Here is a 22,099-nt window from a genome sequence, read left to right as displayed (position 1 = left end):
GGGCGGGGGCGCAATACGGCAATATGATGATACCGCGAATTGGAGATGAAGTGCTGGTGAAATATCTACACGGCGACCCGGAGCACCCCATCGTTATCGGGCGCACCTACCACAGCACCACCGAACCGCCTTACACATTGCCCGAACACAAAACCCGCACCACAATAAAATCCAAAAGCCACAAGGGTAACGGGTTTAATGAATTGCGTTTTGAAGACGAAAAAGGCCAAGAAGAGATTTTTATCCACGCCGAAAAAGACCTCAACCATATCGTCAAACAAGATGAAACAACTCAAATAGGTAATGACCGTACCGAACAAGTTAACCGGAATGAAACCCTCAACATCGGCAACAACCGCACGGAAACGGTGGCACAGGACGAAGCCCTCACCATCAACCGAGACCAAACCCGAAACATCGGACGCAACCGTATCACCAAAATTGAAAAAGATGACATACTCAACGTCAACAACAGCCGCTATGTGAATGTACATGGCGACACCATTATCCACGTCGGTAACGAATTAAACATTGAAGTTGCGCAAAACGGCAGCTGGCGGGCGGGGGAACTGCTTGAGCAAATCTGCGAAGAGTTTGACTTAGAGGGTTACGAAACGGTAGAAATCAGTGGCCCTGGTGGCTCGATAATCATCGACCGGGAAGGCATCACCTTGGTGGGGGATGTGTATGTTGAGGGAGAGTTGGCGATAGAGAGTGGTAGTGCGGATATGGTTAGTGCATTAAAACTGTCTGTAAATGAAGAATTTTGTCCTGATTGCTTAGAGTTAAGGGAAGAAAAAAATGGATAATCTAAAGATAATATACGGCTTGTTTGATGCTGCGCTTATGCCTCAAGTATGGTTTAATTTAGATAGCTGGAAATTAAAATATACATCTTTATATCAAGGAGATTATCAACAAATAGCGGAGGCAATTCCTTATCTGATTGAATTAAATGAGGAACAAGATAGACAGGCGACTTTATCTTTATTAACCCAAGAAGATTATAAATTCGGATTATTACTTGAATCATCCGATTCACTTTCCGCCTTAATTCCACGTTTAGCTTATTTTTATCACGTAAGAAATGAACAAAACGAACCTTATCTCAGACGTTTTTTTGACCTAAGATTTTTTAAGCGTTTTGTACAGTCATTATCTGAGCAAATGCTGCAGTTCTTAGTTGGGGTAGATACCTGTTTTTATTATTTAGATGAAACACTATCGTTCTATCATAAAATTAGCTTATTAGATAACAAATTGAAATTTGAGCAAGTTGAGTTAAATTATTTTAGAAAAGAGAAAAAACAATGAAAAAATCAACCGCACTTTTATTCATCCTTACTTTTATGTTCTTGAATAGTGCTTGTTCCAAAGCTTCTTTTCGAGAAGAATTTTTTAAACACCGCCCTTGTGCAGAAGTGAAATACCGCTGCCTACCGGAAAATCAGGATAAAACCATGATAGACACCTCAAAACCTTATGTACTTAGTGCCGAAGAATGGACACGAATCGAACAGGATAAAACCCTAAGAATGTATAAAGAAATCAGCCAAATGCTGGAAATTTACTATCCGGGCTTCTGGGAAGGAGTAACCGATTTACAAGTAAAAATTGATTGGGTGAAACAAGTACATGAATTGACGAAAAATTAGGGAAAGATTATGGCATAGGTGGACAATATTATAATTCTTGGAATCTTAGGGGAATGCAATAAGGTATGCCAAAACTTTCCAGAAAAATCCCTGACTTTTATACAGAAAATAAGCCAGATAACCCTAACGAAAATGTTAGTGGAGTCTATGAAAAATGGTGTCAATCGGGAGGTGTATATGACTTGTAAAGTGCTTCGCGTTGGAGTGTTTTTTGATGGGACAGGTAATAATCTTATCAATGATGAAATCTAAAATCATACAACCAATATCACTAAATTATTGTTGTACTCCCCAATATCTTAACTAAATCTGAAAATAATGAAAAAACTCACCGCACTTTTATTTATTGTAACCGTTATTTTGATGAATTCTTCATGCTCAAAAGCCAGTTTTCGAGAAGAGTTTTTTAAACACCGCCCTTGTGCAAAAGTGAAATACCGCTGCCTACCGGAAAATCAGGAGAAAACCATGATAGACCCCTCAAAACCTTATGTACTTAATGCCGAAGAGTTGGCACAAATCGAACAGGATAAAACCCTAAGAATGTATAAAGAAATCAGCCAAATGCTGGAAATTTACTATCCGGGTTTTTGGGAAGGCGTAACCGATTTACAAGTAAAAATTGATTGGATGATAAAAGTTGATGAAATATCAAAGAGATACTTTGGTAACAATCGTATGGAAAGGGAATTTATGGCGATGGCTCATATTTGTTCGATTATCGGAACTGATTTTGAAAATAAACCAAATTTTCAATTTGTAGTGAGAAAGTTAAAGCAAGATAAAGAAGACCCTTTAGCTGTCAGTAATATAATTAGGTATTTGCGTTTTGAGATATTAAGAAAAGATTATGATGTTGGTGGTTACTATTATAACACTTGGAACTTACGAGGTGTTCAAGAGGGTATGCCTAAAATAACTCGCCACATTCCTGATTTTTATACAGAAAATAAACCTCGAGACGGTAAAAAAAATGTTTATAAAATCTATGAAAGATGGCGTCAAATGGGAGGTGTATATGACCTGTAAAGTATTTAGTATTGAAGGGCTATACCCAATGATAAATCTAAAATCATACAAGCAATATCAATAAATTATCGTTATACTCCTCAATATCTTAACTGAACTCAAGAAATGATGAAAAAACTCACCGCACTTTTATTTATTGTAACCGTTATTTTGACGAATTCCGCATGCTCAAAAGCCAGTTTTCGAGAAGAATTTTTTAAACACCGCCCTTGTGCAGAAGTGAAATACCGCTGCCTACCGGAAAATCAGGAGAAAACCATGATAGACCCCTCAAAACCTTATGTACTTAGTGCCGAAGAATGGACACGAATCGAACAGGATAAAACCCTAAGAATGTATAAAGAAATCAGCCAAATGCTGGAAATTTACTATCCGGGATTTTGGGAAGGCGTAACCGATTTACAGGTAAAAATTGATTGGGTGAAACAGGCGCATGAATTAACGAAAAAATATAGTAGATATCCTAAATTAAGAGGAGAATTGGAAAATATGGCAATGATTTGTTCCATTTTAGGTATTAATTTTGATCAAGACCCTAAGTATAAATTTATTATTGATAAGTTTAAGAATAGTGATTCACCTTCAGTGTTTGGTGATGTGCTTGATTATTTACGTTTTGAGGTTCTTGAAAAAGATTTTGATGATGGGGGCGTTCATTATAACACATGGAGTTTGCGGGGGGTTCAAGAAGGTATGCCTAAAATAACCCGTCATATTCCTGATTTTTATACTGAGAGCAAGCCTCAAAACCAGAAAGAAAATCTTTATAAAGCGTATAAAAAATGGCTCCAAGCGGGAGGTGTACATGACCTGTAAAGTATTTAGTATTGAAGGGCTATACCCAATGATAAATCTAAAATCATACAAGCACTATCAATAAATTATCGTTATACTCCTCAATATCTTAACTGAACTCAAGAAATGATGAAAAAACTCACCGCACTTTTATTTATTGTAACCGTTATCTTGACGAATTCTTCATGCTCAAAAGCCAGTTTTCGAGAAGAATTTTTTAAACAACGTCCTTGTGCAGAAGTGAAATACCGCTGCCTACCGGAAAATCAGGAGAAAACCATGATAGACACCTCAAAACCTTATGTACTTAGTGCCGAAGAATGGACACGAATCGAACAGGATAAAACCCTAAGAATGTATAAAGAAATCAGCCAAATGCTAGAGATTTACTATCCGGGCTTTTGGAAAGATGTAACTGATGAGCAAGTGAAAATAAATTGGGTAGAAAAAGCTGATAAATTGACTAAGAAATATGTTGGGAATGACCGATTTAGGGGAGACTTAGAAGAAATGACACAAATTTGTGCCATTATAGGACTTGGTTTTGAAATGGATCCTAAATTTAAATTTATAGTGAACAGATTTCAAAAGAATGACGTATTTGCATTAAGTAATATTCTAGATTATTTACGATTTGAAGTGTTAAAAAAGGATTTTGATACGGGAGGAACGCATTACAATACTTGGAGTTTACGTGGTGTGCAAGAAAACATGCCGCCAATTACCCGTCATATTCCCGATTTTTATACCGAAAATAAACCTGCAAACCCTAAAGAAAATGTTCGTAAAATCTATGAAAATACTATATTAGTAAGAGGTAAATAATGGCATCTTTAACTTGTAAAGTAATTCGTATTGGAGTGTTTTTTGATGGCACTGGAAACAACCTTGTTAATGATGAAAAATTAAATCAAACCAGTAATATTGCACGGTTATACCATCTTTATCCTAAACTCGCTGAAAAAAATGCTTATATCATCGGAAATAAAGTCACGGAATGTCGCATTTATTTAGACTCAATTTATATTGAAGGTGTTGGAACAGAAAATAATAGATCAGATTCTACCCTTGATAAGGGAACTGGTTCTGGTGGAGCTAAACGAATTAATCTAGTTATTGAACAAATAAAAGCTCTTCGTAAAAAATTTCCTCAAGATAGATATAAGTGTTACATCGATGTTTTTGGTTTTAGTCGAGGAGCCGCTTTAGCACGTGATTTTATTAATATAATGAATAAATCTGAAAAGAAGCAACGGAAATTAAATTGTATTTTTAAATTCGTTGGATTATTCGACACAGTCGGTTCTTTCGGCAAAGCGGGCGATGATAAAAATTATAAACCCATTGATGCAAGTGACGACTCGGAAGGCGGAGCTTTTTGGAGTGAAATTTTCAGCACACCTTCGTCTGAAAAGTACGAACCCTATAATTTTAATTTAAGCCGTCAAAGTGCGGAGAAAATTGTCCATTTTGTGGCATTAGACGAATATCGGAAGAATTTTCCTTTAACGGATATTGAAGGTGCGGGCGAAACTTATCATTTTATCGGCGCTCATTCTGACGTGGGTGGTGGCTATGCACCAATAACAAAAGAGCTTATTTTTGAATATACCAATAAGAAAACGTTAGCCGAAGCCAAGCAGGCATTATCTAATCCTGAAAACGGTATTCCATTTGGAGAGGGATGGAATGCGCAATATCGTTCGGTGAGGCAAGATGACTCATGGTCAGAGAATCGAGGACAACGCTATGCTTATGCCTACGGGCGTCGGGTTATCACTAATGATTTGCAACGCATTACGCTGATGGCAATGTATAATTGTGCCGTAAAAGCGGGCGTGCCGTTACTCCCCTTTACCGAGGATTTTAGTCCATCTCATTTAGCCAATTTAACAAAAGACATTGCCTATACAGAATATACCCCATTTTTTAATGTTATTTCTTCTTCATCAGAATGTGCTTTGTCTTTGTTAAATGAGGATTTTAGTCAAGAATTTAAAGCGTATCTGAGAGAAGTATTAGAAAACCCATTTTCGGTTGAAAGTTTTATTAATCATCAAACAGATGAACTTAGAAAAAGCGACCGTTTACCTAAGCGAGCACAGCATTTTAGGGATAAGTTGCACTTATGTATTTTGGCTAAATATGTGCATAATTCATCTTGTACAGGTGATGCGGATGGCTTAAAGTTGCCGCCGATAGGGTTTAAACATAGAAGTCCTGAATATATTGGTGAAACAATAGCGAATGCGCCGCTTTATAGTGGTGGATTTGGTTCAATTGATGCTTTGCCGATTAGAATGGTTTTTGAGAATAACGTCAATGAGGCGGTTGTACTAGACGAGTAGTCTTACGGAAAATTTGTAAAAGTGCGGTCAATTTTGAGGAAGCCTTGTAAGGCAACGATGAAAATGTGATTACCCTGACAAATATAAACAGGATTGACAAGAGGATCCTTTCAGTTTTGTGACGAATGGGACATGAAACTATAAAAATTAGTGCCTTAGTCAGTTGATTTAGCCGTCCAACTTTTAGAGGATAGTTCAAAAAATAAACTATGCCTTTTATTAACCTAGAGAACTGAAAATATTTCAAGTTTTAAGGAATAGATTAAGCTTCAGTTATTTTTTTGGCGAATGATAATGGAGCTGAAAAAGACTGAAAATCAGCAAACCTATGCTCCCAAGAACTGCCCCACTAAATCCAATATATTCTAGTCCCACATAATGCATTATTTGACTGCCGAACAATGCTCCTGCGCCAATACCGGCGTTGAATATGCCGGAAAAAATGGCCGTTGCGACATCGGTGGCATCGGGGGCGAGTTGTAGCACCTGCATTTGTAATGCAAGGGCAATACAGGAAATGCCAATTCCCCAAATAAAGGCAAGCATAAACATTGTGATTGTAAAATCAGATGAAAGGCGTAAAAGAACGAGCGCCATCACCAATAATCCCATTGCAGTGACGATAAATTTTATCGGATTAAAACGGTATAAACGGTTAAAAAGTAGGCTTGCCGTGATACCTGACAACCCAAAAATTAACAGAATAAAAGTCGCAAGATTCGGATTCAGTTCCCCAATTTGAATCATAAAGGGTTCAATATAGGTGTAAGCGGTAAAGTGTGCTGCAACAATAATCGCCGTGGTGAGATAAAGTCCGATCAATAATGGACGCTTTGCCAACAAAGGAAGGCTGGCAAGAGAGCCTGCGTTTTTACTTGGAAGATTCGGTAATAAGCGAAGAATGAGGAACATTGTTACCAATGCAAGAACGGCAATAATGGCAAAAGTGATTCGCCAGCCGACAACCTGCCCTACCAGACGACCAAGTGGTAAACCTAAAATGGTTGCCAATGATGTGCCAATAGCAAGCATTCCGAGGGCTTGGGTTTTCTTATTTTTAGGTGCAATACGCATAACAAGCGAGGCGGTAATTGACCAAAAGATAGAATGTGCCAAGGCAATGCACATTCGGGCAATCAGTAGCATCCAAAAATTTTGTGCAAGAACGGAAAGAATATGCCCGATAATAAAGACCACAAAAAGTTTAATCAGTAAATTTTTTCGTTCCATTTTCCCCGTGGCAAGCATTGCCGGCAGCGACATAACAAGCACCGTCCAAGCATAAACCGTCATCATTAAACCGGTTTCCGAAGGTTGCATTGCAAAACTTTCTGCAATATCACTGAGCAGCGCAACAGGGACAAATTCTGTGGTATTAAAAATAAAAGCGGCACAGGCAATGATAATAACCCGCCACATTTGACGCTTTTCCACTTGATGATAAAACGACATTACTTCAACTTCTCTTTAATAAGATTTTTTAACTGTTTGCGAAAATCTTTAGTGATGTCTAATTTGTATTGGGGAGAATAGCAACTGTCAAAAAAACGAATTGGGAGCTTGAGATCCCGATATTTTGGATCGGTTGCCGAGAGCAAAAGATTGACATCACATTGCATTGTATGTAAATCAATCGCACCATAGCCTTCGCCAGAAAGTGCGGTGGTTTTTAAGTGAAATTCATCAATATTTAATAAACTTTTTTCTAAGGAAAATGAAGATTCAATACGCTGATAGGCGGTATTCATTCGTTTTCCTTCCAACAAATCATCGTTGTAATTAATGGGTAAATATTGTGCCACAAGTTCCAATAAATTTAGCCCCAAAAGCTCACCGTCACGGGCATTAAAATCGAATTGACTTTCCGTTAAATCAAAGTGTTCAAACCCAAGATGAACATTAAAATCCGCCGTTCCCGTCATTGTATTCGGGAAATTTAATAAGTTGAGCAAAGGCGTTAAAGGAAAATTTTTACCGGAAAAATTGACCGCACTTTTTTCAGCCAACGCATTAAATTTTAGTATGGCAAGGCAATCTGTTGTGCAAACGGGTTTGATGTAGGCGATAGCATTTTTTTGTGGTTTGGATAAATTGGCGTGGATTTCAATGTAGCCTAAAGGCTGATGATTTACCACCGCCCCCTCAAATTGAATGAGGGATGCCGAATTTTGGCGAAGTCTAATATTGGCTTTATTAAAGGCGAGATCAAATTTTTGCGTTTGACCATAAATAGGCTTTTCAAGTACAACGGAAACAAAGTTTGAGCCGTTAAATACCACATTATTGGCGAATAAATTTTTGAGTGAAAAATCGGAAAACAACATTTCGATGTTGGCAGAATTCAATGCGTTTTCACTCAATTTGGCTTGCTCAATGGTGAGCTGTTGTAATTTTATTTCACCGAAAATGAGTGGGAGAAAGGCGAATTTTCCCTTAATTTTTTTTAATGAAACGGTGCGATAATTCAGTTGTTCAATGGAAACGGTTGGTTGAGGAATGAAGTTTAAATCCAACGATTTAACCTCAATTCCCCGTTGTGCGAATTGCTCGGTGAGCTGTGATTTGATTTGCTGTAATTGAACATAAAGACCGACAAAGATCGCAACAAGCACGATCAGCAGGCTTATTGCGATCTTTTTCATTATTTATCCTCATCAATACGGCTTGCCACCGCATTTTGCTGATTTTTATATTTGGCATCTTTACGGCTATTGTAAGGGCGTGCTGCCGTGCCGCTTAACACTTCAAAACTTAATGCACCAATCACCATATTCGGGCGAAGGGCTAAAGGCAATTTGCCGGAATTATAAAATTCCAACACGATTTTGCCTTCCCAACCCGGATCGATACGGTGGGCGGTTACGTGAACCATTAATCCTAGACGGGCAAGGGAAGAACGTCCGTCCAACCAACCGATAATATTTGCCGGTAATTTTACCGATTCAAGGGTTGTGGCAAGTGCCAGTACACCGGGGTGTAGGAAAAAGGCTTCCCTCTCGGGAATGATGATTTCATCGCTCATCACGGATTCTAACTGAGCGGACACCTCCTCTTTTGGGCCGCTTAAATCAATATATGGGGCGGAATGTTCACGAAATACACGGAAAGAATTGCCTAAACGCACATCAATGGTGGCACCATTGATTTTGTCATTTTCGGGACGGGGCGTTAAAGAAATAATGCCATCGTCCAGATAGCGTTCAATATCGGTATCACAAAGGCGCATAACTTCTCCTATTTTTGACTTAGTAAATGAAGAATTTGAGCTTTTAACATATTGATCGCAATACGGTTTTTGCCACCGCGTGGAATGACAATGTCGGCATATTGTTTGGAAGGCTCAATAAATTGGAGGAACATTGGGCGAACGGTGGCACGATATTGCTCAATAACCGATTGAAGGGAACGCCCGCGTTCTTCCATATCGCGTTGTAAACGGCGGATAAAACAAATATCCAGCGGCGTATCCACAAAGACGGAAATATCGGTGAGTTGGCGAACCCATTCATCAGTGAGTAATAAAATGCCTTCTAAAATCACAATACGCTTCGGCGTAAAACGGGTGGTTTCATCTGTACGGGTGTGTTCGACATAGCTATATACTGGAATATCCACGGCACGACCGGCTTTTAAATCTTTCAAATGTTGAATCAATAAATCACGATCCATTGAATTAGGGTGATCATAATTGGTTTTCACCCGTTCACTCATTTCTAAATGGCTTTGATCTTTATAGTAGCTATCTTCTGCAATAATCCCAATTTGTTGACAACCTAATTCATTGCAAAGTTCTTTGTGAACGGTGGAGGCGATGGAGCTTTTTCCGGAAGCGGATGCGCCGGTAACGGCGATGATGATACAAGATGAATCTGGCATAAAGAGAATCTGAAAGGTTAGAAAAATTCCCCGAATTATAAAGAAAAGTGCGGTCGATTTCACCTTTATTTTTTATGTTAAATTTTAAAAACTGTGAGGGCTATCACGGTATTCTTTCGCATTTTCGCATAAGATCTTACCATTTTTATCCAATAGGAGTGTTTATTATGAAATTCAACAAAATTTCTTTTGCGATTTCAACCGCACTTTTGGCGGCAGGTTTAGCCGTATCCGGTGCGGCGAATGCTAAAGGTCGATTGGTGGTTTATTGCAGTGCAACCAATATTTTATGTGAAACCACCACAAAAGCCTTTGGCGAAAAATATGATGTGAAAACCTCTTTTATTCGTAACGGTTCGGGCAGTACCTTTGCCAAAATTGAGGCGGAAAAAAATAATCCGCAAGCGGATGTGTGGTTTGGCGGTACGTTTGATCCGCAGGCACAAGCGGCAGAACTCGGTTTAATTGAACCTTATAAATCCAACTATATTGCGGAAATTACCGAGCGTTTTCGTGATCCGGCAAAAACCAAAGGACATTATGTTTCCGCCATTTATATGGGCATTTTAGGTTTTGGCGTAAATACGGAACGCCTTGCAAAATTAGGCATTAAAGAGGTGCCAAAATGTTGGAAGGATTTAACCGATCCACGTTTAAAAGGCGAAGTACAGATTGCCGATCCACAAAGTGCCGGTACGGCTTACACCGCTTTGGCAACCTTTGTTCAACTTTGGGGTGAAAATCAAGCCTTTGATTTCTTAAAAGCCTTGCATCCGAATATTTCTCAATACACCAAATCCGGTATTACCCCTTCCCGAAATGCCGCACGTGGTGAAGCGGCAGTGGGCGTTGGGTTCTTACACGATTATGCCCTTGAAAAACGTCAAGGTGCGCCATTAGAATTAGTCGTGCCTTGCGAAGGAACAGGCTATGAATTGGGCGGTGTGAGCATTTTAAAAGGCGCACGCAATATTGATAATGCCAAATTATTCGTGGATTGGGCGTTATCCAAAGAGGGGCAAGAATTGGCTTGGAAGAAAGGCGATTCACTACAAACCTTAACCAATACCACGGCAGAACAATCGCCAATGGCGTTTGACCCGACTAAACTTAATTTAATCAATTATGACTTTGAAAAATACGGTGCAGCAGAACAACGCAAAGCCTTAATTGAAAAATGGGTGCAAGAAGTAAAACTGGCACAATAATGTTGTTGATGAAACGGTAGATCTTCTGCCGTTTTATCTTTTTACCTTCTGCGAGGTTGTATGAACGCAAAAAAACTTTCCATTTTGCATTCCGCTAATTTTTGGATCATTTTATCTTTACTGGCATTTGCCTTTTTACCTTCCCACGCATTGGATTATGGCTTGTTTGAAAGCACTGCCGATGAGTATTGGGAGGCGATGGGGTGGGCTTCTTTGAATCTCACTTGGTTGTGGTTTTTGCCTATGATTATTTACGGCACACTGCCCTTTTTCAATCAACCCAAAGTGCAACAGGCAAAAACAGCATTATTTTTGACCGCACTTTCCGTCCTTTTTATGTTTGTCAGTGCTTCCATATATAAAATCAGTATGGGCTATGCCGTGATTGTATTGCTTGCCGGTTATACCGCATTGGCAACCCTTTCTTTGGCAAAACTAAACGTTATGCAGGGCGATAAATTTATTATCGCTTCCTTACTTTGCATTATTTTGCTGATTTTCTTCTTTATCGTGTATCCAACATTGGCGATTTTTGTGTCAATGTTTTATGACGGTGAAACCTTTGCGCCACAACAGGTGATGCGTATTTTGACGCAGAACTATATTGTCCGTGTGATTAGCAACTCGCTTTTGCTGTCCGGTTTTGTGGGGACTGTTTCCACCGTGTTTGGTTTAGCGTTTGCACTCTATACCACCCGTATCGCACGCAAAACCGCTTTTATTGGAAAAATCTTCTCTATTTTACCCATTGTTACCCCACCATTTGTGGTGGGCTTGGGCGTGACCTTAATGCTAGGGCGTTCCGGTTATGTTACCGAATTTTTAAGCACTTATTTGGGGTTCACAAATTACAACTGGCTTTATGGCTTTAATGGCATTGCGATTGCACAGATTCTCGCCTTTGCGCCGGTTTCTTTTATGATTTTGGACGGCGCATTAAAATCTGTTCATCCCTCCATTGAAGAAGCCTCTTACACCTTGCGGGCAAACCGTTATCAAACCTTCTATCATATTATTTTCCCATTGCTCCGCCCTGCATTGGCAAACTCATTTTTAATTGTGTTTATCCAATCCCTTGCGGATTTCAGCAATCCATTGGTATTAGGCGGTAGCTTTGATGTGATTGCCACACAAATTTATTTTTATATTGCCGGTTCACAGCTTGATTACGCGTCGGCAAGTACATTGGGATCTATGCTGTTAATTTTCTCACTGGCAATTTTTATTATTCAATATATTTGGATTGGTAACCGCTCTTATGTAACGGTTTCCGGCAAGTCTTATCGAGGTGATGTGCAAGATCTGCCTAGTGGTTTGAAATATACGATTATCGCAATGCTCGGTTTTTGGATTCTGTTCAATATGGCACTCTATGGCAGCATTTTCTACGGTAGCTTCACCGTAAACTGGGGCGTAGATTACACTCTCACCTTGAAAAACTACGCTATGTTGTTTGGTCAAGGTTTCAGTGACGGTGCGTGGCCATCCCTGATTAATACCCTAATCTATGCGGGTATTGCCGCACCGTTGACAGCATTCTTTGGGTTATTAATTGCCTATATTGTGGTACGGAAAGATTTCCAAGGTAAAAAATCCCTTGAATTTTTAACAATGCTTTGTTTTGCCGTGCCGGGAACGGTTGCCGGTGTTTCCTACATTTTAGCCTTTAATAATGCACCGCTTTATATTACCGGCACCGGCGTTATTGTGATTATTTCAATGGTTATGCGTGATTTGCCAATTGGTATGCGTGCGGCTATTGCAGGCTTGGGGCAACTGGACAAATCTTTGGATGAAGCCTCCCTTTCTTTAAAAGGCAGTTCGTGGAAAACCCTTTGGTATATCGTGTTACCGTTGTTAAAACCGGCATTACTGTCCGCACTGGTTACCAGTTTTGTACGGGCAATGACAACCGTGAGCGCCATTATTTTCCTAGTGACGGCAGATACCCGTGTTGCAACCGCCTATATTTTAAACCGTGTAGAAGACGGCGAATATGGTATCGCTATCGCATACGGTTCTATTCTGATTGTAGTGATGATGGCGATTATTTTATTTTTCGATTGGATTGTAGGCGATACCCGTATTGCCCGTTCCAAAGCGAAAAAAATGAATTAATGCAATTTAGGTAAAAAATTATGAGCAATAATGATTTCTTAGTATTAAAAAATATCACCAAAGCCTTCGGCAAAGCCGTTGTGATTGATAATTTAGACTTAACCATTAAACGCGGCACAATGGTCACTCTGCTTGGCCCTTCCGGTTGTGGAAAAACAACGGTTTTGCGGTTAGTGGCGGGGTTGGAAAATCCAACTTCCGGTCAAATTTTTATTGACGGCGAAGATGTCACAAAATCCTCCATTCAAAATCGGGATATTTGTATTGTGTTCCAATCCTACGCCCTGTTCCCACATATGAGCATTGGCGACAATGTTGGCTATGGTTTAAAAATGCAAGGCATTGGCAAAGAAGAACGACAACAACGCGTAAAAGAAGCATTGGAATTGGTAGATTTAGCCGGTTTTGAAGATCGCTTTGTGGATCAAATCTCCGGTGGTCAGCAACAGCGGGTGGCATTGGCACGTGCCTTGGTACTAAAACCAAAGGTACTTTTATTTGATGAGCCATTAAGTAATTTAGATGCCAATCTTCGCCGTTCAATGCGGGAAAAAATTCGTGAATTGCAACAACGCTTGGGAATAACTTCTTTGTATGTTACCCACGATCAAACAGAAGCCTTTGCCGTCTCTGATGAAGTGATCGTAATGCACAAAGGTAAAATTATGCAAAAAGCCCCGGCAAAAGAACTTTATCTTCGTCCCAATTCCCTGTTTTTAGCGAACTTTATGGGCGAATCCAGTATTTTCGAGGGGAAATTAAACAATAGCATTGTGGAAATTAACGGCTACCAAGTCTCTCTTTCCAATGCCGAACAATTTAATTTACCAAATGGTGAGTGTTTAGTCGGTATCCGCCCTGAAGCGGTTTTCTTAGCGGCGAGTGGTTCGGAATCCCAACGCTGCACCATAAAAAGTGCGGTTTATATGGGAAACCATTGGGAAGTAGTCGCAAGCTGGGCCGGTAAAGATTTATTAGTGAATTGCAAACCGGAAGATTTTAATGCAGATCTCAAACAAGCCTATGTGAATTTGTCGGAATACGGCGTTTTTCTGTTGAAGAAAGAATAGTACGTATTGCATAGTAATTGTATAAAGTGAAAATAATCTGATTAGTAGGGACGCTACGCTTGGCGTCCCTAGTTAATTTATTGAAATTGTTTGTTTTTGGATATAGGACGCGAGGGATCGCGTCCCCACTGATCACGTTAGTTGTGTGATAGGTGTATTGCGTTGAAAACTTCCGAAATTTTGACCGCACTTTTTCTCGTTAAAGATGTTTCACCCGGCGTTTTACTTCCTCCTGTTTGCCTGCATTGAATGGGCGGGCATCAGGGCTGCCTAAGTAGCCGCATACCCGGCGGGTAACGGATACTTTTGCGCTATCGTGATTGCCACATTTCGGGCAGACAAAGCCTTTGCTGGTACATTCGAATTCACCGGTAAAACCACACTCGTAACACTCATCAATCGGGGTGTTTGTGCCATAATAAGGCACACGCTCGTAACTGTAATCCCACACATCTTCAAGGGCTTTCAAATTGTGTTGAATATTCGGGTATTCGCCATAGCAAATAAAGCCACCGCTCGCCAATGGTGGATAAGCCATTTCAAAATCAAGTTTATCGTAGGGATTCACTTTCTTTTCAACATCCAAGTGATAGCTATTGGTGTAGTAACCTTTGTCGGTGACACCCTCAATCACGCCAAATTGTTTGGTATCCAAACGGCAGAAACGGTCGCATAGGTTTTCGCTTGGCGTAGAATACAGGCTAAAAGCATAACCCGTCTCTTTTTGCCATTGTTTTACGGTATCGCTTAAATGGCGAACAATCGCAATGCCTTTTTCGCGTAATGTTTCATCATCAAAAATATGTCCTCGATGATAAAGTGCATTGATGGTTTCGTGAATGCCGATATAGCCAAGGGAAATGGAAGCCCGCCTATTTTTGAAAATTTGCGCTACATTATCGTCCGCCTTCAGACGTACACCGCACGCTCCCTCCATATAAAGAATTGGGGCAACACGGGCTTTGGTATTTTCAAGGCGGGCAATGCGTGTCATTAAGGCTTTTTTGGCAATCGCAAGGCGTTCGTCCAAAGTGCGGTAAAATTCCGCTTCGTTTTTGGATTCTAATGCGATGCGGGGCAAATTCAGACTTACGACACCTAAATTATTGCGACCATCGTGAATTTCTTCGCCTTGTTCTTCATATTTCCCTAGGAAACTACGACAACCCATTGGTGCTTTGAAAGACCCGGTGACTTTCACTACTTGATCATAATTAAGAATATCCGGATACATTCGCTTAGAAGCACATTCTAAAGCAAGTTGTTTGATGTCGTAATTGGGATCGCCTTTTGCCTGATTAAGCCCTTTTTTAATGGTGAAAACCAGTTTTGGGAAAACCGGTGTTTTGTGGTTTTTGCCTAACCCTCGAATGCGGTTTTTCAAAATAGCTTGTTGAATTAAGCGTGCTTGCCAACTTGTACCAAGACCAAAACCGAAGGTGACAAAAGGTGTTTGACCGTTAGAAGTATGGAGTGTATTGACTTCGTATTCTAAGGATTGGAAGGCATCAAAACATTCTTTTTCAATGAGTGCTTTGGCGTAGCCTTCCGCATTGGCTACATTCCATTCTTGTGCATTGTTCAAATGTTTTTCATAACTGATCTGAACATAAGGGGCAAGCACTTCATCAATGCGGTTGATCGTTGTACCGCCGTAGATATGGCTAGCGACTTGGGCGATAATTTGCGCCGTGACAGCAGTCGCCGTGCCGATTGATTTTGGCGGTTCAATTTCGGCGTTACCCATTTTGAAACCTTGCGAGAGCATTCCCTTCAAATCCACTAACATACAGTTAAACATTGGGAAGAAGGGGGCGTAATCAAGATCGTGATAATGGATTTCGCCTTTTTCGTGTGCTTCCACCACATCACGTGGCAGAATGTGGTGTTTGGCATAATGTTTTGCCACAATGCCGGCAAGTAAATCACGTTGGGTGGGAATGACTTTGGCATCTTTATTGGCGTTTTCGTTAAGTAATTCTACGTTGCTTTGCTCAATCAATCCCTCAATTTCTTTGGTGAGTTGGCTACGTTTTTCCCGTGCCAGATCACGATCGTGGCGATATTCAATGTAAGCCCGTGCGATTTGAGGATAACGACCCACCATTAATTTATCTTCAACGATTTTTTGAATTTGATTAATGTCGATTTCTTGTTGGTGATGGGTGAAAATTTCGTTACTTACTTCCGCACCGAGTTGGTTGCAGTAAAATTCATCGTGAATATTCACCGCACTTGCGGCTTTTTTGATGGCGTTGATTATACGCTGAATTTCAAAATCAGCCCGAGATCCGTCACGTTTAATTACCTGAAAATTGCTCATAGAATGCTCCGATATATTGTGTCTTTAAAATTTGAGTTGCACTATATATAGATCTAAAAAGATAATCAACACACAATATGTAGTGTTTTTGATAGCAAGAGGGCTAGGGAAATTGCCTTAAATATTGATTTTATTGGTTGGAATGAAGTTTCTTATTGAGAATTAATCTCAAATAAAAAATGATTTTTGTGATCTTGATCAAACTTTGGATGGGAAATAAAAAACGGTCGAAAAATCGACCGCTCTTTTTACCTTTTTACTTAACTTCTAAGATTATGCCGCAACCATTACCATTGCGGGACGAATAACACGACCGTTTAAGGTATAGCCTTTTTGTAATACGGTAGTGATTTGATTCGCATCAAAGCCTTCTGCCGGTTGCATTGAGATAGCTTGATGCAAATCCGGATTGAAGACTTCACCAACGACACCCACGGCCTCTACACCAAAGCGACCAACGGTAGAAAGTAACTCTTTTAGGGTGAGTTCTACACCGTCAAACAGGGCTTTGACACTTTCATCTTCGGTATTTGCCGGTGTGGCAAGGGCGCGTTCTAAATTATCAATGGTATTTAAAATGTCTTTTGAGAATTTTTCTAAAGCAAATTTGTGGGCTTTTTCTACATCTTGTTCGGTACGGCGGCGAATATTGTCTATTTCAGCACGGGTACGGAGCAATAAATCTTGTTCTTTTTTCGCCGTTTCTTCCATTTGTGCTTTGAGTTGTTCTTCTAGTTCTTGCACTCGAGCGATGGCCTCCTCTAAAGGATCTTCCGTTTGCTCTGTTTCTTGTGCTTGTTGGGTTTCCAACTCAAGTTCATCGGTGTTTTCAAATTTTTGTTCTTGTTCAGACATAGAGGTTCTCCGTAAATCAAAATTTTCGCTATTTTAGCAAGCTTCCAACAAAATTCATACTTTTGACAAGCCTATGTAATATAATGGTGCAAATGTTAAATTCAAGTGCGGTCAAAAATGAGAGAATTTTCGCACGATTTTAGAGTTAACTATGGAACATTTATTGCGTTCTTTTAAAACGATTGGATTAGTGGGGAAGCCCCGCAACGACATTAATTTGCAAATGCATAAGAACTTGGCGCAATGGCTGCAGGAGCGTGGCTATCGCGTGTTGGTGGAAAAAGACGTGGCGGAAAAACTGGCGCTGCCTAAAGAAAGCCTTGCTACATTAGAGGAAATCGGTCAGCAGGCACAACTGGCGGTGGTGATTGGTGGTGACGGCAATATGTTAGGGCGTGCGCGAATTTTAGCCAAATATGACGTCGCCTTAATTGGTATTAACCGTGGAAATCTGGGCTTTTTAACCGATATTGACCCGAAAAACGCCTATGCACAACTAGAGGCTTGCCTTGATCGTGGTGAGTTTTTTGTGGAAGAACGTTTTTTATTGGAAGCCAAAATTGAGCGGGAAGGCGAAATGATTGCTTCAGGCTATGCCGTGAATGAGGCGGTTATTCACCCGGCAAAAATTGCTCATATGATCGATTTTCACGTTTATATCAATGATAAATTTGCTTTTTCGCAGCGTTCTGATGGGTTGATTGTCTCTACGCCGACAGGTTCGACCGCCTATTCCCTTTCTGCCGGCGGTCCAATATTGACACCGAACTTAAATGCCATTGCGCTTGTGCCAATGTTTCCTCATACCTTAACATCACGTCCCTTGGTCATTGACGGCGACAGTAAGATCTCCATTCGTTTTGCCGAACATAATACCTCCCAACTGGAAGTGGGGTGCGATAGCCAAATTGCACTGGATTTCACACCTGACGATATTGTACATATTGAAAAAAGTAGCCATAAATTACGCTTACTTCATCTTAAAAGTTACAATTATTACAATGTATTAAGTACCAAATTAGGTTGGTTGAAAAATTTTTAGGCGAAATAATAAAAAAATCTTTACTGTATATTAAATCAGTATTAATATGACAAATATACAGTGATAGAGGATATTGTTATGCTTACTCAATTAACTATTAATAATTTTGCCATTGTTCGCCAGCTTGAAATTGAATTAGCGAAAGGAATGTCGGTGGTTACCGGTGAAACCGGTGCCGGTAAATCCATTGCCATTGATGCTCTGGGCTTATGTTTAGGGCAGCGCGTTGAAAGTGCAATGGTAAGAGAGGGGCAAGAACGTGCAGAAATCTGTGCGGCTTTTTCCCTTGAACCGCATAACCCTGCTTATCAATGGCTACAAGAACAAGAATTGCAAGATTCTGATAACCCCTCCGAATGTATTTTACGCCGTGTTATTAACGCGGATGGACGTTCCAAGGCATTCATCAATAGTACACCTGTTTCCGCCTCACAGTTAAAAGAAGTCGGACAATATCTTATTCACATTAACGGACAACACGCCTCCCAACTTTTACTGAAAAACGACTATCAACTGCAAGTGGTGGACAGCTTTGCACAACATTCTCGGCTGCTTAATCAAATGCGGGAAGACTATCGCACGTGGAAAAATCTACAAACGCAAGTCAAAACTTTTCAACAAAAAGTGGCGGAAAATGAGGCGAAAAAACAGTTACTTCAATATCAAGTGCAAGAATTGGATGAATTTAATCTTCGCCCAAATGAATATTTGGAATTGGAAGAAGATCAACGCCGATTGTCGAATAGTGAGCAACTCACTTTACTTTCCCAATCTGCTTTGCAAATTTTGAGTGAAAATGAAACGGTGAATATTGATACAATGTTGTACCGTGCAACTCAATATATTGAAGAATTGGCTGAATTAGATCCCCGCTATGCCGATGTGCAGAATTTACTGAATGAAGCATTAATTCAAGTGCAAGAGGCGACAAATGAAATACAGCATTTATCTTCAAATATTGAACAAGATCCGGCGTTATTACAAGAAATTGAGCAACGTATGGGACAGGCGTTGCAACTTGCCAAAAAACATAATGTGAAGCCTGAAGAATTAGTGGAATGGCATAAAAAATTAAAGGCAGAATTGGCCGCACTTTTAGATTTTTCAGAAAGTGAAGAAGTCTTAATCGCCCAAGAAAAAGCCGCATTTGCCCAAATGCAGGCTACGGCTGCCGAATTAACTGCAAGTCGTCAAAAATCAGCAAATTCATTGGCGCAACAAGTTACCCAATTGATTAAACAACTTGCAATGGAAAATGCGGAATTTTACGTAGAATTGAAAACCGATAATGAAAAAGTGACCTCAAATGGGGCGGATCAAATTGTATTTACGTTACGCAGTAATTTAGGTCAACAACCCCAACCTTTGGCAAAAGTGGCATCCGGTGGTGAGCTTTCCCGAATTTCTCTTGCGATTCAAGTGTTGACTTCGGATCAATGGGCAATTCCAACTTTGATTTTTGATGAAGTAGATGTGGGGATTAGTGGTTCAACCGCAAGTGTAGTGGGGAAATTATTGCGTGAATTAGGTAACAAATGCCAAGTGCTTTGTGTTACTCATCTACCACTGGTGGCTTGTTGCGGACATCACCAATTTAATGTGGAAAAATTCACCGTAAATGATAAAACAGAAACCAAAATGACCGCACTTTCTCAAGAAGAACGTATCCCTGCGCTGGCGCGTTTATTAGGGGGAACGCAAATGACAGAGCTTGCATTGGCAAATGCAAAAGAAATGTTGGAATCGGTGATTTAAGTTTTTGTTTACTATTAACACATTGAAATTGTTTGTTTTTTGGTATGGACGCCAGCGTGGCGTCCATACCGATCACGTTATTTGGGCATTACTATGCAACTCCTTTTCCTTCTTCTTCCATTTTATTTTTTTCTTCAGAAGGCTGCAGATCTTGTTCTTGTTGTGTTAATTTTTTGATTTTTTGTTCTTCATCATTAGCTAAAATTTCCGCTGCTTCGTCATTTAGTGCTTCGGCATCAATATGAGGTTCAATAAAGGGTTTTGGTGTCCAGTAGCGGCGGACAATATCCATTGAAAAGCCGTGTAATACTTCTTCATTTAACCGTTCTTGGTCGAGATGACGAACTTCTGTAATCACCTCATCGGCTTCCATTTTATTCACGCCTAATTGCATAAGAGTGGCGTGAGCCAAGGTGAGTGCGGATTCAAAGGTTTCCCGTACAATAAAATCCACATCTTGTTTGATAAGATTCACGGTGGTTCGGCGATCGTAAGTTCGGGTCAAAATCGGCAAATGTGGATAGGCGTGTTTGAGTTGCTCTACAATGCCTTCAATACGGTTTGTATCACTGATACCAATAACGATACATTTTGCTTTATCAATGCCGGCGGCGTGTAATACGTCTAAACGCACGCCATCCCCATAATAAACTTTAAAGCCAAATTTTGCGGCTGCACGGATGTTTTCAATATCACGGTCAATCACCGAGACATTAATACCGCGTACCAATAAGGTTTGACACACAATTTGACTGAAGCGTCCAAAGCCCAATACCACCACAGAATCTTCCAAGTTTTCGATTGGATCGAGATCACTGGTGTCGGGTTCGACTTTATTTTTATCGGCATAACGTTGGGACAGTCGGCGTGAAAGTAGGGTAATCAATGGGGAAAATAACATTGAAATAATCACGGCGGCAGTAAAGGTGGCATTTTGATTCACGCTTAGTACACCGGCAGTGGTAGCAGCAGAGAAAAGCACGAACGCAAATTCTCCCCCGTGAGCCATAATGGTCATTCGCCCGATAGATTCACGCTGATTCAAGCGGGTGAGACGTGCCACAAGGTAAACCGCCAGTGCTTTTCCCAAAATATAAAGTAATACAATGCCAAGGAGCAGTAACCAATGTTGGAAGACAAGGGACAAATCTAGGGACATTCCCACGCCCATAAAAAATAGCCCCAGCAATAAACCACGGAAAGGTTCAATATCTGCTTCTAATTGGTGGCGGAAAGCCGATTCTGACAACATTACACCTGCTACGAAAGCCCCCATTGCCATAGAAAGTCCGCCTGCTTCCATTGCTAAAGCCGCGCCCAGTACGACAAGAAGTGCTGCAGCCGTCATCATTTCACGAATATGTGCTTTTGAAATAAGGCGGAAAATGGGGTTCATTAGCCATTTCCCTGTCACAATTAATCCGATCACCGCAGAAAGTGCGATACCAATGGAAGTCCAGTTGGTTTGATGTTCAACGTGCTTGCTTTCAGGGGTTAAAAAGGCGATAGAGGCAAGCAGTGGCACAATAGCGAGATCTTCAAAAATCAAGGTGGAAATAACACGTTGTCCCTTTGGTGTAGCGGTGATCCCCCGTTCTTCCAACACTTGCATTACGATTGCGGTGGAGGAAAGGGTGAACCCCATTCCGGCAATAAAAGCGACTTCTTTGGGTAAATTGAGGAGATAAATGCCGGCAAGGGTCAGGAGTGTGCCGCATAAGCCCACTTGTAATAAGCCTCGCCCGAAAATGGCTTTACGCATCGCCCAAAGGCGTTCGGGATGCATTTCAAGCCCAATGATAAATAAAAACATCACCACACCCAGTTCCGCCATATGCACTACGGAAGCCGGATCTTGAATAACGCCAAATACAGAAGGGCCAATTAAGCAACCTGCCACTAAATAGCCTAATACACTGCCTAAGCCAATACGTTTAAACAGTGGCACAATGGTAACACTGGTGGCAAGTAGAACAACGGTTTTGATTAATTCGGGACTGACGACATTTGACATTGAATAACCTA

19 protein-coding genes are annotated in these 22,099 nt (G+C 40.5%); 12 read left to right on the top strand and 7 right to left on the bottom strand.

The genetic code is table 11. The features are described from left to right. The 7 genes from BKL49_RS02280 to BKL49_RS02250 all read left to right on the top strand — a co-directional run. Positions 1-809: type VI secretion system Vgr family protein (locus BKL49_RS02280; RefSeq protein ID WP_244151938.1), on the top strand; the 809-nt coding region annotated here is incomplete at its 5' end. Further along, a complete protein-coding gene (locus tag BKL49_RS02275) occupies positions 802-1,314 on the top strand; it encodes a DUF4123 domain-containing protein (RefSeq protein ID WP_077423014.1) in 513 nt (170 codons plus the stop codon). The genes BKL49_RS02280 and BKL49_RS02275, both read left to right, overlap by 8 nt. Further along, positions 1,311-1,655, top strand: a complete 345-nt coding sequence (locus tag BKL49_RS12585; protein WP_244151937.1) for a hypothetical protein — start codon at positions 1,311-1,313, stop codon at positions 1,653-1,655. The genes BKL49_RS02275 and BKL49_RS12585 overlap by 4 nt, the downstream gene beginning before the upstream one ends. 318 nt (positions 1,656-1,973) lie before the next feature. After that, entirely contained in the window at positions 1,974-2,684 is a 711-nt protein-coding gene (locus BKL49_RS02265; RefSeq protein WP_077423013.1) for a hypothetical protein, read from the top strand. A gap of 105 nt (positions 2,685-2,789) precedes the next feature. After that, positions 2,790-3,500: a hypothetical protein gene (locus BKL49_RS02260; protein ID WP_244151936.1), complete on the top strand. Its 711-nt coding sequence runs from the start codon at positions 2,790-2,792 to the stop codon at positions 3,498-3,500. Between the two features lie 105 nt (positions 3,501-3,605). After that, positions 3,606-4,304 (top strand): hypothetical protein, encoded by a 699-nt coding sequence (locus tag BKL49_RS02255; RefSeq protein WP_167367106.1) that lies wholly within the window; start codon positions 3,606-3,608, stop codon positions 4,302-4,304. Then, a complete protein-coding gene (locus BKL49_RS02250) occupies positions 4,304-5,827 on the top strand; it encodes a T6SS phospholipase effector Tle1-like catalytic domain-containing protein (protein ID WP_077423012.1) in 1,524 nt (507 codons plus the stop codon). The genes BKL49_RS02255 and BKL49_RS02250 overlap by 1 nt, the downstream gene beginning before the upstream one ends. Before the next feature lie 273 nt (positions 5,828-6,100). Here BKL49_RS02250 and BKL49_RS02245 read toward each other — a convergent pair whose 3' ends face one another. The 4 genes from BKL49_RS02245 to udk are packed head-to-tail and all read right to left on the bottom strand — an operon-like array spanning position 6,101 to position 9,703. Further along, positions 6,101-7,279, bottom strand: coding sequence for a sugar transporter (locus BKL49_RS02245; protein WP_077423011.1), 1,179 nt, complete (start codon positions 7,277-7,279; stop codon positions 6,101-6,103). Next, positions 7,279-8,469, bottom strand: a complete 1,191-nt coding sequence (locus tag BKL49_RS02240) for an AsmA-like C-terminal region-containing protein (RefSeq protein ID WP_077423010.1) — start codon at positions 8,467-8,469, stop codon at positions 7,279-7,281. Before BKL49_RS02240 ends, BKL49_RS02245 begins: the two co-directional genes overlap by 1 nt. Next, entirely contained in the window at positions 8,469-9,053 is a 585-nt protein-coding gene (gene dcd, locus BKL49_RS02235; protein ID WP_077423009.1) for a dCTP deaminase, read from the bottom strand. Before dcd ends, BKL49_RS02240 begins: the two co-directional genes overlap by 1 nt. Positions 9,054-9,061: 8 nt before the next feature. Then, positions 9,062-9,703: a uridine kinase gene (gene udk / locus BKL49_RS02230; RefSeq protein ID WP_077423008.1), complete on the bottom strand. Its 642-nt coding sequence runs from the start codon at positions 9,701-9,703 to the stop codon at positions 9,062-9,064. 167 nt (positions 9,704-9,870) lie between these two features. On the opposite strand from udk, the gene BKL49_RS02225 reads away from it, so the two are divergent. The 3 genes from BKL49_RS02225 to fbpC are packed head-to-tail and all read left to right on the top strand — an operon-like array spanning position 9,871 to position 14,099. Next, a complete protein-coding gene (locus BKL49_RS02225; RefSeq protein WP_077423007.1) occupies positions 9,871-10,911 on the top strand; it encodes an ABC transporter substrate-binding protein in 1,041 nt (346 codons plus the stop codon). A 60-nt stretch (positions 10,912-10,971) separates the two neighbouring features. Next, positions 10,972-13,029: an ABC transporter permease gene (locus BKL49_RS02220; RefSeq protein ID WP_167367105.1), complete on the top strand. Its 2,058-nt coding sequence runs from the start codon at positions 10,972-10,974 to the stop codon at positions 13,027-13,029. A gap of 20 nt (positions 13,030-13,049) precedes the next feature. Then, complete coding sequence (gene fbpC, locus BKL49_RS02215; RefSeq protein ID WP_077423006.1) at positions 13,050-14,099, top strand: ferric ABC transporter ATP-binding protein; 1,050 nt, start codon at positions 13,050-13,052, stop codon at positions 14,097-14,099. 199 nt (positions 14,100-14,298) lie between these two features. Here fbpC and nrdD read toward each other — a convergent pair whose 3' ends face one another. Both nrdD and grpE read right to left on the bottom strand, forming a co-directional pair. After that, on the bottom strand, positions 14,299-16,422 hold the full coding sequence (gene nrdD / locus BKL49_RS02210) for an anaerobic ribonucleoside-triphosphate reductase (RefSeq protein ID WP_077423005.1): 2,124 nt from the start codon (positions 16,420-16,422) through the stop codon (positions 14,299-14,301). A 273-nt stretch (positions 16,423-16,695) separates the two neighbouring features. Beyond that, the gene (gene grpE, locus BKL49_RS02205; protein ID WP_077423004.1) at positions 16,696-17,277 is read right to left on the bottom strand and encodes a nucleotide exchange factor GrpE; all 582 of its coding nucleotides are present in this window, start codon (positions 17,275-17,277) and stop codon (positions 16,696-16,698) included. A 151-nt stretch (positions 17,278-17,428) separates the two neighbouring features. On the opposite strand from grpE, the gene BKL49_RS02200 reads away from it, so the two are divergent. Then, entirely contained in the window at positions 17,429-18,319 is an 891-nt protein-coding gene (locus tag BKL49_RS02200; protein ID WP_077423003.1) for an NAD(+) kinase, read from the top strand. Between the two features lie 78 nt (positions 18,320-18,397). Beyond that, positions 18,398-20,074 (top strand): DNA repair protein RecN, encoded by a 1,677-nt coding sequence (gene recN / locus BKL49_RS02195; protein ID WP_077423002.1) that lies wholly within the window; start codon positions 18,398-18,400, stop codon positions 20,072-20,074. A gap of 91 nt (positions 20,075-20,165) precedes the next feature. Here the strand turns inward: recN and BKL49_RS02190 are convergent, their stop codons facing one another. Next, positions 20,166-22,088 (bottom strand): monovalent cation:proton antiporter-2 (CPA2) family protein, encoded by a 1,923-nt coding sequence (locus BKL49_RS02190; RefSeq protein WP_077423001.1) that lies wholly within the window; start codon positions 22,086-22,088, stop codon positions 20,166-20,168. Positions 22,089-22,099 lie beyond the last annotated feature (11 nt).

Origin of the sequence: Rodentibacter myodis, assembly GCF_001999305.1 — a bacterium.
Taxonomy (GTDB): Bacteria; Pseudomonadota; Gammaproteobacteria; order Enterobacterales; family Pasteurellaceae; genus Rodentibacter; species Rodentibacter myodis.
The sequence above is the reverse complement of the archived record's forward strand: the minus strand, read 5'-3'. Positions and strand labels throughout refer to the sequence as shown.

Excerpts from the sequence above, each read along its gene's own strand:
- BKL49_RS02240 (WP_077423010.1), bottom strand. The coding sequence starts at position 8,469 with ATGAAAAAGATCGCAATAAGCCTGCTGATCGTGCTTGTTGCGATCTTT.
- BKL49_RS12585 (WP_244151937.1), top strand. The coding sequence starts at position 1,311 with ATGAAAAAATCAACCGCACTTTTATTCATCCTTACTTTTATGTTCTTG.
- BKL49_RS02220 (WP_167367105.1), top strand. The coding sequence starts at position 10,972 with ATGAACGCAAAAAAACTTTCCATTTTGCATTCCGCTAATTTTTGGATC.
- recN (WP_077423002.1), top strand. The coding sequence starts at position 18,398 with ATGCTTACTCAATTAACTATTAATAATTTTGCCATTGTTCGCCAGCTT.
- BKL49_RS02275 (WP_077423014.1), top strand. The coding sequence starts at position 802 with ATGGATAATCTAAAGATAATATACGGCTTGTTTGATGCTGCGCTTATG.
- BKL49_RS02255 (WP_167367106.1), top strand. The coding sequence starts at position 3,606 with ATGATGAAAAAACTCACCGCACTTTTATTTATTGTAACCGTTATCTTG.
- BKL49_RS02225 (WP_077423007.1), top strand. The coding sequence starts at position 9,871 with ATGAAATTCAACAAAATTTCTTTTGCGATTTCAACCGCACTTTTGGCG.
- nrdD (WP_077423005.1), bottom strand. The coding sequence starts at position 16,422 with ATGAGCAATTTTCAGGTAATTAAACGTGACGGATCTCGGGCTGATTTT.
- BKL49_RS02260 (WP_244151936.1), top strand. The coding sequence starts at position 2,790 with ATGATGAAAAAACTCACCGCACTTTTATTTATTGTAACCGTTATTTTG.
- udk (WP_077423008.1), bottom strand. The coding sequence starts at position 9,703 with ATGCCAGATTCATCTTGTATCATCATCGCCGTTACCGGCGCATCCGCT.
- BKL49_RS02200 (WP_077423003.1), top strand. The coding sequence starts at position 17,429 with ATGGAACATTTATTGCGTTCTTTTAAAACGATTGGATTAGTGGGGAAG.
- BKL49_RS02190 (WP_077423001.1), bottom strand. The coding sequence starts at position 22,088 with ATGTCAAATGTCGTCAGTCCCGAATTAATCAAAACCGTTGTTCTACTT.
- fbpC (WP_077423006.1), top strand. The coding sequence starts at position 13,050 with ATGAGCAATAATGATTTCTTAGTATTAAAAAATATCACCAAAGCCTTC.
- BKL49_RS02245 (WP_077423011.1), bottom strand. The coding sequence starts at position 7,279 with ATGTCGTTTTATCATCAAGTGGAAAAGCGTCAAATGTGGCGGGTTATT.
- dcd (WP_077423009.1), bottom strand. The coding sequence starts at position 9,053 with ATGCGCCTTTGTGATACCGATATTGAACGCTATCTGGACGATGGCATT.
- BKL49_RS02250 (WP_077423012.1), top strand. The coding sequence starts at position 4,304 with ATGGCATCTTTAACTTGTAAAGTAATTCGTATTGGAGTGTTTTTTGAT.
- BKL49_RS02265 (WP_077423013.1), top strand. The coding sequence starts at position 1,974 with ATGAAAAAACTCACCGCACTTTTATTTATTGTAACCGTTATTTTGATG.
- grpE (WP_077423004.1), bottom strand. The coding sequence starts at position 17,277 with ATGTCTGAACAAGAACAAAAATTTGAAAACACCGATGAACTTGAGTTG.